Raw genomic sequence first — 13,759 nt, 5'->3', positions numbered from 1 at the left:
CTGACAAACCCTGACGCGGGGGAGGCCTGACGGGGCGTCATCCGTAAAAATCAGGCCGACAGGCTTGCCTTGCGGACAGGCGCGAAGCTCATCCGGTGGCAGGGTGCCGGGCCGAGGCGGGTCAGCGCTTCGGCGTGGGCGGCCGTGCCGTATCCCTTGTGTTTGCCGAGGCCGTAGCCTGGATGGGCCGCGTCCAGTGCCAGCATCAGCGCATCGCGCACCGTCTTGGCGAGAATGGAGGCGGCAGAGATGGCCGGTTCTGTCAGGTCGCCTTTCACGATGGCGCGGGCATCGCAGGCCAGGCCGCCGGGCAGGGCGTTGCCGTCGATCAGCGCGAGGGACGGCCGATGCTGCAGCCCCTCCACTGCGCGCCGCATGGCCAGGAAAGTGGCCTCGCGGATATTCAGCCGGTCGATCTCCTCGACGCTCGCATGCGCGACGCACCAGGCGAGCGCACGTTCCCGGATCAGCGGTGCGAGGGCTTCGCGCCTGGCTTCGGACAGTTTCTTGGAATCGGTAAGGCCCTCCACCGGTTTGGCCGGGTCGAGGATCACGGCGGCGGCCGTCACCGGGCCGGCCCACGGGCCACGGCCAGCTTCATCGACGCCGCAAGTGAGGTTTCCGAACAGGTCCATGGGCCGAACAGATCGCGAGTCGGGCTTGCGCTCCACCGCGCAGCGCGGTTCAACGGTGCGAACGGTGGCCATCCGGGGGATCTTCCATGACCGAACTACTTGCTTCACCAGCCTTCTGGGGCAGCCTTGCCACCCTGACCTTTCTGGAAATCGTGCTTGGCATCGACAATCTCCTGTTCGTGTCCATCGCGACCGGCAAGCTGAAGGGCGACCAGAAGCAGACCGCCACGCGCATCGGTGTCTGGGGCGCCATGGTCCTGAGGATCGCCATGCTGGGCCTGATCTTCTGGATCCTCCAGCTCGACAAGTCGCCCCTGTTCCACTTGCCGCATGCCCTGGCCGTGTTCGTGGCAAACGGCAGCACCGAGGTGATGCACCACGTTGAAGAGGTGACTCTGAAGGACCTGATCCTGTTCGGCGGTGGCCTGTTCCTTCTGTGGAAAGGTACGCAGGAAATCCACTCGGCCGTCGAGGGGACCGGCCATGAAGAGACGACCGCGCAGAGCGGCTTTGCCAGCGTTGTGATCCAGTTGTTCGTCATCAATATCGTGTTCTCGCTCGACAGCGTGATTACCGCCATCGGCATGACGGATCTGTTGCCGGTGATGATCGGGGCGGTGATCCTGTCGACTTTCGTCATGGCGGTCGCTGCCACGCCGCTCGCAAACTTTATCGCAGATCACCCGACGACCAAGATGCTGGCCCTCGCCTTCATCCTTCTTGTTGGCGTAGCGCTTGTGGCCGACGGCCTCGGCTTCCATATTCCGAGAGGCTACCTCTACTTCGCCATTGCCTTCTCGCTGGCGGTGGAGCTGCTGAACATTCAGGCGCGCAAGAAAGCGCCAAAAGCTGGAGGACACTGACATGCACGAGCCTTACCGGATTATCATGAACGAAACCGGCGGCACGGATGTGCTGAAAGTGGAACAGTTCGAACCGCGCCAGCCGGGCCCCGGCGAAGCGCTCGTCAAACAGGCCGCATCCGGCCTCAATTTCATCGACACCTATTTCCGCACAGGACTCTACCCAGTGAAGCTGCCCTTCGTGCAGGGCTCCGAAGGGGCTGGCACGGTCGAAGCTGTCGGTGAAGGTGTCACGAACGTGAAGCCGGGTGACCGGGTCGCCTATCTCGGCAACGGGACCTACGCCACGCACTTCACCGGCCCGGCAGACCGGATGGTGAAACTGCCGGACGGCATTTCGGAAGAAGATGGCGCAGCTGTCCTGCTGAAAGGCCTGACGGCCTGGATGCTCCTGTTCGAGATCCGCCCGATCACAGACCGTGACACGGTTCTGGTCTGGGCACCTGTCGGCGGCGTGGGCAGCGTGCTGACGCCCTGGGCCGCCAGCCTCGGTGCCCGCGTGATTGCTGTCACCTCGACGCCGGAGAAAGCTGAAAAGGCCGAAGAGCTCGGCGCCAGCGACGTCATCATCGGATATGACGATGTCGCGAAGAAAGTGCGTGAGCTGACGGATGGAAAAGGCGTCGATGTTTCGCTCGACAGCGTCGGCAAGCGCAGCTTCGAAGCCTCGCTTTCCAGCCTGAAAAAGCGCGGCTGGATGATCTCCTACGGCAACGCCTCAGGCGCGGCAGACCCGATGCCGCCGGGACGGCTCGCGGCCGGCGGGTCGCTGGTCCTGACCCGGCCGACGCTGTTCAGCTTCATCGACACGCCGGAAGATCTGGCCCGCGGCGCGCGTCACCTCTTCGCCGCCATGAAGACCGGCACGTTCGGCGCCGACATTGGCCAGCGTTTCTACATGAAAGAAGCCGCCAAGGCCCACGAAGCCCTCGAAAGCGGCAAGACCACCGGTGCGACCGTGCTGTTGCCTTAAGTCCGGGCGATTGACCCGGGGAGCAATTCCAAGAAAGCTGTCCGCTTTGGAACTTTCGAGGCGGACGCGCATTGGATACTTTGGACGCACAGAAACTGAAACAGGACTGGCTTGCCGACTGGCGGAAGGCGGACTTCAGCTGGAACGGCAAGGCGCTGAAGGACACGGGAACTCCCTCCCTCTACAACTATGCTGTGCGCCGTCCGCACGGGTTTCCGGAAGATGGCCGGTTCCAGACCAGCAGTCCGGGCATTTCGGCTCAGGACTATTGGCGCTGGTCGCTGGGCCTTCCGGGGCCATCGCGCCTTTTATCGGATGACGAGCTGACAGAACTCGGCCTGCTGGTGACGCACGAGGGGACGACCTACCACCTGCTGCATGCGCCGACGCTGGAGAAAGACAATCCGCATCTCGACAACATGATTGCCGAGCGGGCACGCCTGTCGATGGCGCCTTTCCAGGTCTATGATGCTGAGGACCCGCCACCGCTCTATCTTGATGGCGGTTGGCTACCGACCGGTACGGTAAAGCGATTGCCTTCAGGTAGTGCCCTCATGGCGCGGCTCGCTCATTTTGATACTCCGCTATACGAAAACACGCTCCGGTACATGCATTGTCAGCGGTCGCTTTTTTCGGGGGCGGCAATATTTACCGGGATAAAACTGACTGGAAAGATGGACTTTGCGCAGTCTGTCTTTCTGGATGATGCCTGGTGCGATGAGATGACCATCGGCGGGGATGCCAGTTTTGGCCGGTGCGCCTTCCTGGCGAGAGCAGATTTCAACGAGTGTGAAATCGATGGCGATATGAGTCTCAACAGCACCCGGTTTGCTGAACGGGCGAATCTGAGCCTGCTCGCCTGCAGCAAGGATCTATGGTTTTGGGACTGCGACCTCCAAGGCGGAGCAGATGCAGACAGTATGAAAGTCGGCGGGAAGCTGTATGGCCGGAACATGAAGTGTAACGGCTCCTTTGATTGCCGTGCGAGCATTTTCCGTGGACCAGTTGATTTCGATGGAACGAGGTTCGCGCAAAGCGTTTCCTTCTCCGGGTCAATGTTTGAGGACACATCATCCTTCGCACGGATCAATTGGCCGGATCAGCCGATCGACAATGCCTTTGCCGATGTCCGCTTCCGCGACCGGGCAAATTTTGATGGCGAGGATTTTGCGCCTGTCAGCGCATTGAACCATGTGACCTTCGACGTGCCCCCAGTATTCCCGGAACCGCATGAAAGCGCCGTCTTTGAACGCCAGTATCGCGCAGCCGTCGCAAGGACACGTGCGGCCATCAGACGGGACAGGACACGCGACCCGAAAGCAGCCAGCGGCGATATCGGTCCGGCGCGGACGGCCGATCAGCGCTGGGCCGCCCTTTCCGGCGGATACCGTACCCTGAAGAATATCGCGCGTGAGCACGGCGACTTCTTTCTGGAGCAGACTTACTACCGGTACGAGATCAAATCCCGGATGAAGCGCCCGAAAGTATCCATGTGGGAAAAGGCTGTTGCGGCGATGTACGGCGCGGTGTCCGACTATGGTAGCTCCGTCGCGCGTCCCTTTGTGGCCCTTTTTGCGGGTCTGATCGTTTTTTCAACCGTGTACCTGGCCATAGGCCTGGCGGTCGACCCGCCCGTAGACCCGTCTGCTCCAGAAGTGTCTGTGGTGTCTCAGGACATGGTCTGGCAGAGCTGGGAGTTTTCCTGGAACAACACGTTCCGTCCGCTGTCGGCATTGTCGACGGATGCCCCGCGTGAAGGAGACGTCAGCCGGCTGCAAGGGCGTTTGCTCTATGATCACGGCGGAGCGGTCGCGGCTTTGGTGAGAGGTGTGGCCACATTGCAGTCGCTGTTGAGCGTTGTCCTGGCGTTCCTGTTTGCCCTTGCTGTGAGGCGGCGGTTCCAGATCGACGCCTGACGCGTTCAGCAACCGGACGCTCTGAACACCGTTCGGTTCGCATCGATATAGACCTCTGCTCCCGGTCTTCGCCCGCCTGCCAGCATGCGGCGGGTGAGGCGTTCATAATGCTGGATGAACCGGCGGACCCAGTCGCGGCGCTCTTTCGGCATGGCCTCGCCGCGGGCTTCCCAGAGCGTGGCTTCCTGTTGCAGGCGCCAGCCGAGCACGCAGTCGAAATCCGGCGGTACGATGTGACAGAAGCTGTCTGCCGCATCCCACAGGTCGCGATAACCGCTGGCGAGAGCCGTTTCCTGATAACGCCGCCAGACACCGGTGCGGTCTTCAGCCTCCACCGGATTGAGCGGCGCTTCCCACGCCGAGGCGGCATGCGGCAGCACGCCCATCAGCCAGCCTTCAATCACGATGGCGGCCGGGCGGCCGGTAAAGCTGCGCCAGTCTGAGACGGGGGCGCGATTGTCTTTCAGCTTGTCGAACACGGGCAGCGGCGTTTCCGCCGTGTCGCCGGCCGCGCGCAATGCGGCGACCGTCATCGTCAGCAGCGTCAGATCGTGCGTGCCGGGCGGGCCGCGCGTCATGAACAACGGGCTGACGCGGCGTGCCAGTTCCATCCGTTCGGCATGGGTGAGGTAAAAATCGTCGATACTCGCCCCGGCCACGGGATGGGGAACCGCTTCGATTGCGGCTGCGAGAGCAGTCGATTTGCCCGCCCCTTGCGGCCCTGACAGGAGCAGCAGCGGCACATGGCCGGCAGGCGCCGCAGCAATGGCGCCTTCGATCCATGCCTGCACACAGCCCGCAATGGTTTGCACGATGCCGCCCCCCTGATCCCGTCCGGTCCCGCTCTGGATCCGGATCTTATCGCGTGAGTCTTTAGACATGGCGCTGGCTGACGGCCATGCTAAGGTTGATGCGAACCAATCTCAAACAGAGCCTTCTGCGCGCGGGGCGCACAGTCAAGGGCCGGGAGGACAAGGCATGCCTGGGGTGGAAACGAATCTGGAAACTGCCACGGCTCTGGACACCGCTGCGCTTGTTCGAAGCGGCCGCCTGAGCGCACTGGAAGCCTGCGACGCGGCAATCGCGCGGATCGAGGCGAAGAATGGCCCGCTGAATGCCGTCGTGGTGAAAGACTATGATCGCGCGCGGGATGCGGCGAAAGCCCTGGACGCGCGCCGCACCCCGGACGATCCCCGTCCGTTGCTCGGCGTTCCGATAACGGTGAAGGAGGCCAATGACGTTGTGGGCCTGCCGACGACCTGGGGCTTCGAAATGTTCGCGAATTTTCAGCCGCAGGAAGATTCCCCGCCGGTTGCCCGGCTGAAGGCGGCAGGCGCTGTCATCCTCGGCAAGACCAATGTGCCCGTGGCGCTCGCCGACTGGGAAAGCGTGAACCCTGTCTATGGCCGCACGGTGAACCCCTATGATCACAGCCGCACGCCAGGCGGGTCCTCCGGAGGATCGGCCGCGGCGCTGGCCTCTGGCATGGTGCCGCTGGAACTGGGGTCTGATATTGGCGGCTCGATCCGGTTCCCGTCCAATTTTTGCGGGGTCTGGGGGCATAAGCCGACCTATGGCATCGTTCCCCTGAAAGGTCATAATCCACCGGGTACGGATGGCGTGGATGTGCCGCTGGCAGTGGTGGGGCCGATGGCGCGTAGCGCGGCGGACCTGCGGGTTGTCCTCGATGTTGTGGCCGGGCCATTGAACGCCGCCTGGAAGCTGGACCTGCCAGCGCCGCGCCACACGGCCCTCAAGGATTTTCGTGTGCTTGTCCTCGGCACCGATGATCTGCCGCCTGTCGACGCGGCGGTCTCGGGTCCGATTGCGGCGCTCGCCGAAGCGCTGGAAAATCAGGGGGCTCAGGTGGTGCGCAAGGTCTCCGGGTTGCCGGACTTCGCCAGCGTTCATCAAGACTACCTCCGCCTGCTCAATACGGCGATCACCCGCGGCACGCCCGAGGCCCGGCCCATCGATGCGCATGCCTATATGAATTTGCTGGACGCCCAGCTGAACCTGCAGCGCCAATGGGCCAGCCTGTTCCGCGACATTGATGTCGTCCTGTCGCCCGCGTTCAGCACAGCGGCCTTCCCGCATATGGAAGAGGCCGAGTGGGCGAAACGGCAACTGACCGTGAACGGGCAGGCGATCCCCTATGCCTCTCAGCTGATGTGGGCGGGGCTCGCGACCTTCCCCGGTCTGCCATCGACGGCCGTGCCGCTGGCGCGCACGTCAGAAGGCCTGCCGACCGGCATGCAGGTGCTTGGCAATCTGTATGAAGACCGCACGATGCTGGCCTTTGCGGAACTTCTGCAGGCTGAAGGGCTGTCTGCCTAGTCTGTTACAGGCAGGTCCAGCAGCAAGGCCGGGTCGATATAGAAATCGCCGCCGCGGTCGCCGGTTTCCGGATTGCGCCACTTTACCGCCCAGTGCAGGTGCGGCCCTGTTGTGCGGCCGGTATTGCCCGACTTGGCCAGCAGCGCGCCGCGGGCCACAACGTCACCGGCCTCCACGTCAACTTCCGACAGGTGCATGAATACCGACACGAGGCCGTGGCCATGGTCGAGGAAGACCGTGCCACCCTCATAATAGAGGTCCGGATCGGCGAGGATCACGGTGCCCGCCGCCGGGGCGACGATCGGCGTGCCCACTGGCGCAGCCATGTCATAACCCCGGTGGACCGAGACGGATTCGCACGGCTCGCCGGTCACCTTGCTGACGCCGATATACTTCCGCGCCGGGCCGAAGGGAGAGGACGCAGGAACATTTGCCGGTTTGATAAAGCCGGTCAGGGCGCCGGGGCCGTCATTGAATGTCGCGAAGGCCTCCTGTTTCTTCACCCAGGAGCGCCCGGCATGAGCCTTTTGTTCTTCGCTGCGTGCGTCGACCTTGTCGCAGTCGAAGCCTTCGATCACGCGGAACTCGTCATGGCGCGCGGCAATGGACAGGTCGCCAAAGGCACCATTGTCCGATGACCAGCCGATGACCGATGGGGCGTCTGTGGCGATGCCGAATTGGGCAGAGCCGGATTTCCCGGCGGTCAGTTTCTTTCCGGCGACAGTGAACACAGTGCCCGGGGCGCCATGGCAGAGGACAAGCCCGCCCTGTGTCAGCGCGCCGTCGCAGCTTTCTGTTGTGGCGGGTGCCGGTGCGACCGCTGTTTCAGCACCGGCCATCGGCGCGGCAAGGCATGTGCCCGTGCACATCACCACCATCAGGAGGATGTCACGCATCATGCGTGTGTCAGTCTTTTGCCGGAACCATGCGGGACGAGGCGGCCTCTGCATCCCAATAGGCTTCCTGCCGGTCGACACTCCAGTAGCGCAGGGCCTGGACCGGAATTTTCCGGCCAGTAACGGCGCAGACGACATAATCGCCCGGCGAAATGACGTCGATGTCGGCATCGAGATAGCGAAGGCGGGCTTCGCCGGCGGGCTGGCTGGATCGTGTAAGCATAAGACACAGCATGCCTGAAACGGGCTCTGAAGAAAAGAGCAGCCTGCAGAAAGTTTCTGCTTTGTTCCATAGAACAAACGTGGTACATACGATTCAGATGAGGCGACCGGGGGGCCTTGCCAAAAACACCCCCATAGTGGACCTAAGGAGACGACTCATGGCGAAACCAGCGCTGCAACTCGTGGACAAGGAAACCGGCGTGGACAAGCAGAAGGCTCTCGAAACGGCGCTCAGCAATATTGAACGGTCCTTTGGCAAGGGCTCGGTCATGCGCCTCGGCGACAAGAAGGCCATGGATGTCGAGGCCGTTTCGACGGGTTCGCTCGGGCTGGACATCGCCCTCGGTATCGGCGGTCTGCCGAAAGGCCGCATCATTGAGATCTATGGCCCGGAAAGCTCGGGCAAGACGACGCTGTCGCTGCACAGCGTGGCCGAAGCGCAGAAGAATGGCGGCGTGTGTGCCTTTATCGATGCCGAACACGCGCTGGACCCGGTCTATGCTGCCAAGTTGGGCGTGGACCTGGACGACCTCCTGATTTCCCAGCCCGATACGGGCGAGCAGGCGCTGGAAATCGCCGACACGTTGGTGCGTTCCGGCGCGGTGGACCTTCTGGTCATCGACTCCGTGGCCGCCCTCACGCCGCGCGCCGAACTGGAAGGCGAAATGGGCGACTCGCTGCCGGGCCTGCAGGCCCGCCTGATGAGCCAGGCCCTGCGCAAGCTGACCGGCTCGATCTCCAAGTCGAAATGCATGGTGATCTTCATCAACCAGATCCGGATGAAAATCGGCGTCATGTTCGGCAGCCCGGAAACCACGACAGGTGGCAACGCCCTGAAATTCTACGCCTCTGTCCGTCTCGACATCCGCCGTATCGGCTCGATCAAGGACCGGGACGAAGTGATCGGCAACCAGACCCGCGTCAAAGTGGTGAAGAACAAGGTGGCCCCGCCGTTCCGGCAGGTCGAGTTCGACATCCTCTATGGCGAAGGTATCTCCAAGACCGGGGAGCTGATCGATCTCGGCGTGAAAGCCGACGTGATCGAGAAATCCGGCTCCTGGTATTCCTACAATGGAGAGCGGATCGGCCAGGGCCGTGAGAAAACCCGCACCTTCCTGAAGGAAAACCCGGCCATTGCGGACGAAATCGAAGATGCCGTCCGCCGCAATGCCGGCCTGCTCGCCGACGAATTGCTCGCGGCCGGCATGGATGGTTCCGAAGATGACGACGACACCAAGGATGCTGCCGAGGGCTGATCGGGGCTGACCGGCCTTCTCTCTCGCGTTTTCCCTGCAGAAAGCGTCCTCTCAGGGCCGGTTTCCACTCTCTCGTCCGGCAAACTGGCCCCTTTGTGGTGCGCCAATCTTGGCGCGCGGCAAAGGGGCCTTTATATCGCGCGTAAAGCCCCGGCGCCGGATTCGGCGTTTCGGGACAATTTTATACGCCGAGGACCCTGAGATCATATGACCAGCGTAAACCAGATCCGCGAAGCATTTCTCGCCTATTTCGAGAAGCACGGGCACACCCGCCGGGCGTCCGCGCCGCTGGTGCCGCAGAACGATCCGACGCTTCTGTTCGTCAATGCCGGCATGGTGCCGTTCAAGAACATTTTTACCGGCGCCGAGACGCCGGAGTCGCTGCGGGCCGTCACCTCGCAGAAATGCGTCCGCGCCGGCGGCAAGCATAACGACCTCGACAATGTTGGCTATACGGCCCGCCACCACACTTTCTTTGAAATGCTGGGGAATTTCTCCTTCGGCGACTATTTCAAGGACGACGCGATTGCGTTTGCCTGGGAGATGGTGACGAAGGAGTTCGGCCTTGATCCGAAACGTCTTCTCGTCACGGTCTATTCCGAGGACGACGAAGCCGCCGCGATCTGGAAGAAAGTTGCCGGGTTCGATGACTCAAAGATCATCCGCATCAGCACCTCGGACAATTTCTGGTCCATGGGCGATACCGGCCCGTGCGGCCCGTGCTCCGAAATCTTCTACGATCACGGCGAAGACATCCCCGGCGGCCCGCCCGGAAGCCCGGATGAGGATGGCGACCGGTTCATCGAGATCTGGAACCTGGTCTTCATGCAGTTCAACCAGCTGGCCGGCGGCAAGCGCGAGAACCTGCCCAAACCGTCGATCGACACCGGCATGGGGCTGGAGCGGATTTCCGCCGTCCTGCAAGGGGTTCACAACAATTACGAGATCGACCTGTTCCGTGGCCTGATCGAAGCCGAGGAAAGCGTCTACGGGACGAAAGCCGCTGGCGACAAGCTGGCCTCCTTCCGGGTCATCGCCGATCATCTGCGTACTTCCGCTTTCCTGATCGCCGATGGCGTCCTGCCGTCGAATGAAGGCCGCGGCTATGTCCTGCGCCGTATCATGCGCCGCGCCATGCGCCATGGCCATCTGCTGGGTGCGCGTGAGCCGCTGATGCACAAGCTGACCCCGGCGCTGATTTCCGAAATGGGCGAAGCCTATCCGGAACTCGGCCGCGCCAAGGCCGCTATCGAGGCGGCGCTGGAACAGGAAGAGGCCCGCTTCCAGCGTACGCTGGGCAATGGCCTGTCGTTGCTGGAGAAAGAAACCGAAACGCTGGTGGAAGGCGCGGCCCTGCCGGGCGAAACTGCGTTCAAACTGTACGACACCTATGGCTTCCCGCTGGACCTGACGCAGGACATTCTGCGCGCCCGCGGCATGACTGTCGACGTTGACGGTTTCGATGCTGCCATGGAAGTCCAGCGCGAAGGCAGCCGCGCTGCAGGCTTTGCCTCCGGAGATCAGGCGACGGACGAAATCTGGTTCCGCGTCCGGGACAAGGCCGGCGCGACCAAATTCACCGGCTATGGCAATACCGAAGGCACCGGCAAGCTGGTCGCTATCGCGGCCGGTGGGGCGCTGACAGACACGCTATCGCCCGGCCCGGCTGAACTTGTCTTCGACACGACACCTTTCTATGCCGAGTCCGGCGGTCAGGCTGGCGACCATGGCGAGATCGTTTTCGAGGGTGGCGCGCGCTTTATTGTGCGCGATGTCCAGAAGCGCGCCGGTGACGTGCACGTCCATATCGGTGAGCTTGTGTCCGGCGCGGCAAAAACCGGCGCCACGGCGCAGCTGCATGTGGATGCCGTCCGCCGCAAGGCCGTGATGGCGAACCATTCGGCGACGCACCTGATGCATGCTGCCCTGCGCAAGGTGCTCGGCGAGCATGTCACGCAGAAAGGCTCCCTCGTGGAGGCCGACCGCCTGCGTTTCGACTTCTCGCATGGTGGCCCGCTCAGTGCCGCCGAGATCGAGGCGGTGGAAAACGAAGTGAACGCCCAGATCCGCGCAAACCAGCCGACCGGCATTCAGGTGACATCGCCTGAGAAGGCCATTGAGGCCGGCGCGCTCGCCCTGTTCGGCGAGAAGTATGGCGATGAAGTCCGTGTGCTGTCCATGGGCACGGGTGATGACCGCCGCTATTCGGTGGAGCTCTGCGGCGGCACGCATGTGGAACGCTCCGGCGACATTGCCGTGTTCGTGATCACGTCGGAAAGCGGCGTTTCCGCCGGGGTGCGCCGCATCGAGGCGGCCACAGGTGCCGAGGCACTTGACTGGCTGAAAGGCCGCGCGCAGATCGGCGCCGACATTGCCGACAGCCTGAAAGTGCCACTGAAAGATCTGCCGAAGCGCGTTGCGACGCTGGGCGAGGAAAAGCGCAACCTGGAGCGCGAGCTTGCCGAAGCCAAGCGCAAGCTCGCCATGGGCGGCGGTGGCGGTGCGCCTGCCGGTCCGGAAGAGATCAACGGCGTGAAACTGCTGGCCCGTGTGGCCGAAGGCGTTGGCGGCAAGGACCTGCGCGCCTTGGTCGACGAGGCGAAGGCCCAGATCGGCTCCGGCATCGTGGCCTTTGTCGGTGTTGCCGATGGCAAGGCCGGTGTCGCCGTGGGTGTGACGAAAGACCTGACGGAGAAGTTCTCTGCCGTCGATCTGGTCAAGGCCGCGTCCGAAGCCGTGGGCGGCAAGGGCGGCGGCGGCCGGCCCGACATGGCGATGGCGGGTGGGCCGGACGGCTCGAAAGCCGAAGACGCGCTGAATGCCGTCCGTGCCCTGCTGAAAGGCTAGGCTGCGCGGAAAAGATACGGAAGAAAAGAAAGCGGGCCGGTTTTTCCGGCCCGCTTTTTTTATTGTGCCGGGGTGAGCGGTGCCCGCTCCGGCGCACTCTTCAACACCGGGACGGCCAGTGCAATTGCCAGAGCCAGCGCCAGACCGTCCGATATCGGGAAGGCAAACCAGATCGCCTGCGCGCCCTTAGTGGCCGCCAGCGCTGCGATCAGCGCGGGCAACAGAATGAAGGATTTCGACAGGGTCAACAGCCCGGCCTTTTGCGGCTGGCCGATGGCCTGGAAGTAAAGCGCCAGCGACAGCACAGGGCCTGTGAACAGGTAGAGCAGGCCCATCAGGCGCAGGATTCCGGCAACCTCTGCTATCACGCGCGGATCGCCGATAAAGGCCGCCCCGATGGCCGCGCCGCCGGTCAGGAAGATGACTTCCATGCACAGGCTGTAGGCCAAGGTCGTCAGAAGGGCGATCCGCAGAACGCTCCGTGCACGGTTCTGCAGGCCGGCGCCCCAATTGTTCCCGGCGATGCTCTGCAGGGCCAGGGCGAATGCCATGCTCGGAAGGAAGGCAAAACCCAGCACACGGGTGACGATGCCATAGGCGGCAATCGTGTCAGCATAGTCTGTCCCGGCGGTCAGGCGCAGGGACACGATCACACAGGACGAAACAAGCGCCATGCCGATGAAGCTGAGGCTGAGCGGCGCGCCAAGTCCGGCCAGACGGGCCCAGCTTCCGGTCCATCGATGCCGGCGCAGGGCCTGTAGCGGCACGATGCCCTGTCCGCGGCAACGCAGCCACATGAGCAGGCCGAGGCCGAATACCTGTGCCATTGCCGTGCCCCAGGCAGATCCGGCCACACCCAGCCCCATTCCGCCGATCAGGACGAAGTTGAGCAGGATGTTCGCCAGCGTCACGCCAACGGACAGCAGCGCGATCAGCCCGGCCCGGCCTTCGTTCCGCCATGTGTCCGCATGCAGACCAAGGGCAAACTGGACCGGTAGGGCCAGCACGGTGATCGCCATATAAGTGAAGGCCATGTCGGCAATGGCCGGGTCAGACGCGGAAAGCTGGTTCGCAACCGCCCGTCCCCCGCACAGGAAGGCGATCATCACCACCGTTGCAATGGCGAGGGCGAGGCCGTGCGCACTGGCCAGCGTGGCGCCTGCACCGTCTTTATCGCCCGCGCCGAGCTGGCGGGCCAGAAGGCTGGACATGCCGCCGCTGACCAGCGTGGACAAGGCGATCAGTACCATGATGGCAGGAAAGACAAGGCCGATGGCCGTCATCGCGCCGGTGCCCACGAAGTGGCCCAGAAAGGCCGCGTCGATAATGTTCAGCAGCCCGTTCATCAGCATGATCAGCATCATGGGCAGGGCGTTGGCGGCGAACACCTGGCCGGGCGGCCGTGTCAGGAATTGATTGTCGGGCGATGGTCGCAAAGACATCACACACTCCTCAAAAGAGGCATTCCGACTGGGATGGGGGCCTGCATTACCCACCGTCGAAATGCATCGAGGGTGAGGGAAGAGATGTCTTGAAAGAGCTTCACCGTGACGGGACGTCTGCAGGCGGCAGGGGCTCAGAACCCTTGCGCGGGGCAATAGGCCGGGTTGGGGCGGGTTGTCAATTGGGGGGATAATGTCGTGCGGCAGGGCGCTTGCTCGCGCGGCGCGCATTTCTTTCCTCTTTTTGATCCACCGGATCAAAAAGTCCGGCGAAGCCGGACTGGAAAGAAATGGTCGGAGTGAGAGGATTCGAACCTCCGGCCCCTGCCTCCCGAAGACAGTGCTCTACCAGGCTGAGCTACACTCCGTGCC

Annotated in this window: 11 protein-coding genes and 1 tRNA gene; 6 read left to right on the top strand and 6 right to left on the bottom strand. The window is 63.0% G+C overall.

Features of this window, described 5'->3' with window-relative positions; genetic code table 11:
- Positions 1-50 precede the first annotated feature (50 nt).
- Complete coding sequence (gene rnhB / locus HJA_RS10810) at positions 51-635, bottom strand: ribonuclease HII (RefSeq protein ID WP_035582328.1); 585 nt, start codon at positions 633-635, stop codon at positions 51-53.
- A gap of 86 nt (positions 636-721) precedes the next feature.
- Between rnhB and HJA_RS10805 the strand changes: the two genes are divergently transcribed.
- The 3 genes from HJA_RS10805 to HJA_RS10795 all read left to right on the top strand — a co-directional run bounded on the left by HJA_RS10805 (position 722) and on the right by HJA_RS10795 (position 4,387).
- Positions 722-1,498, top strand: a complete 777-nt coding sequence (locus HJA_RS10805) for a TerC family protein (RefSeq protein WP_035582040.1) — start codon at positions 722-724, stop codon at positions 1,496-1,498.
- Position 1,499: 1 nt separating this feature from the next.
- Complete coding sequence (locus HJA_RS10800) at positions 1,500-2,471, top strand: quinone oxidoreductase family protein (RefSeq protein WP_035582038.1); 972 nt, start codon at positions 1,500-1,502, stop codon at positions 2,469-2,471.
- Positions 2,472-2,542: 71 nt separating this feature from the next.
- Positions 2,543-4,387: a pentapeptide repeat-containing protein gene (locus HJA_RS10795; protein WP_155839933.1), complete on the top strand. Its 1,845-nt coding sequence runs from the start codon at positions 2,543-2,545 to the stop codon at positions 4,385-4,387.
- Positions 4,388-4,392: 5 nt separating this feature from the next.
- Here the strand turns inward: HJA_RS10795 and HJA_RS10790 are convergent, their stop codons facing one another.
- Positions 4,393-5,268: a hypothetical protein gene (locus tag HJA_RS10790; protein ID WP_051597588.1), complete on the bottom strand. Its 876-nt coding sequence runs from the start codon at positions 5,266-5,268 to the stop codon at positions 4,393-4,395.
- Positions 5,269-5,365: 97 nt separating this feature from the next.
- Here HJA_RS10790 and HJA_RS10785 point away from each other — a divergent pair, with 97 nt between their 5' ends.
- Positions 5,366-6,724: an amidase family protein gene (locus tag HJA_RS10785; RefSeq protein ID WP_035582034.1), complete on the top strand. Its 1,359-nt coding sequence runs from the start codon at positions 5,366-5,368 to the stop codon at positions 6,722-6,724.
- Here HJA_RS10785 and HJA_RS10780 read toward each other — a convergent pair.
- On the bottom strand, positions 6,721-7,623 hold the full coding sequence (locus tag HJA_RS10780) for a M23 family metallopeptidase (protein WP_051597587.1): 903 nt from the start codon (positions 7,621-7,623) through the stop codon (positions 6,721-6,723). The two genes, HJA_RS10785 and HJA_RS10780, sit on opposite strands and share 4 nt — an antisense overlap.
- A gap of 7 nt (positions 7,624-7,630) precedes the next feature.
- On the bottom strand, positions 7,631-7,843 hold the full coding sequence (locus HJA_RS10775) for a DUF2093 domain-containing protein (protein ID WP_035582032.1): 213 nt from the start codon (positions 7,841-7,843) through the stop codon (positions 7,631-7,633).
- A 157-nt stretch (positions 7,844-8,000) separates the two neighbouring features.
- Between HJA_RS10775 and recA the strand changes: the two genes are divergently transcribed.
- Positions 8,001-9,098, top strand: coding sequence for a recombinase RecA (gene recA, locus HJA_RS10770; RefSeq protein ID WP_035582030.1), 1,098 nt, complete (start codon positions 8,001-8,003; stop codon positions 9,096-9,098).
- A 207-nt stretch (positions 9,099-9,305) separates the two neighbouring features.
- Positions 9,306-11,945 (top strand): alanine--tRNA ligase, encoded by a 2,640-nt coding sequence (gene alaS, locus HJA_RS10765; RefSeq protein ID WP_035582028.1) that lies wholly within the window; start codon positions 9,306-9,308, stop codon positions 11,943-11,945.
- Between the two features lie 59 nt (positions 11,946-12,004).
- Here the strand turns inward: alaS and HJA_RS10760 are convergent, their stop codons facing one another.
- Positions 12,005-13,387, bottom strand: coding sequence for an MATE family efflux transporter (locus tag HJA_RS10760; protein WP_035582026.1), 1,383 nt, complete (start codon positions 13,385-13,387; stop codon positions 12,005-12,007).
- Positions 13,388-13,678: 291 nt separating this feature from the next.
- Positions 13,679-13,755 (bottom strand) — tRNA-Pro (locus HJA_RS10755).
- Positions 13,756-13,759 lie beyond the last annotated feature (4 nt).

It is taken from the genome of Hyphomonas jannaschiana VP2, assembly GCF_000685215.1.
Classification (GTDB): Bacteria; Pseudomonadota; Alphaproteobacteria; order Caulobacterales; family Hyphomonadaceae; genus Hyphomonas; species Hyphomonas jannaschiana.
The sequence above is the reverse complement of the archived record's forward strand: the minus strand, read 5'-3'. Positions and strand labels throughout refer to the sequence as shown.

Excerpts from the sequence above, each read along its gene's own strand:
- rnhB (WP_035582328.1), bottom strand. The coding sequence starts at position 635 with ATGGACCTGTTCGGAAACCTCACTTGCGGCGTCGATGAAGCTGGCCGT.
- HJA_RS10805 (WP_035582040.1), top strand. The coding sequence starts at position 722 with ATGACCGAACTACTTGCTTCACCAGCCTTCTGGGGCAGCCTTGCCACC.
- HJA_RS10800 (WP_035582038.1), top strand. The coding sequence starts at position 1,500 with ATGCACGAGCCTTACCGGATTATCATGAACGAAACCGGCGGCACGGAT.
- HJA_RS10790 (WP_051597588.1), bottom strand. The coding sequence starts at position 5,268 with ATGTCTAAAGACTCACGCGATAAGATCCGGATCCAGAGCGGGACCGGA.
- HJA_RS10785 (WP_035582034.1), top strand. The coding sequence starts at position 5,366 with ATGCCTGGGGTGGAAACGAATCTGGAAACTGCCACGGCTCTGGACACC.
- HJA_RS10780 (WP_051597587.1), bottom strand. The coding sequence starts at position 7,623 with ATGATGCGTGACATCCTCCTGATGGTGGTGATGTGCACGGGCACATGC.
- HJA_RS10775 (WP_035582032.1), bottom strand. The coding sequence starts at position 7,843 with ATGCTTACACGATCCAGCCAGCCCGCCGGCGAAGCCCGCCTTCGCTAT.
- recA (WP_035582030.1), top strand. The coding sequence starts at position 8,001 with ATGGCGAAACCAGCGCTGCAACTCGTGGACAAGGAAACCGGCGTGGAC.
- alaS (WP_035582028.1), top strand. The coding sequence starts at position 9,306 with ATGACCAGCGTAAACCAGATCCGCGAAGCATTTCTCGCCTATTTCGAG.
- HJA_RS10760 (WP_035582026.1), bottom strand. The coding sequence starts at position 13,387 with ATGTCTTTGCGACCATCGCCCGACAATCAATTCCTGACACGGCCGCCC.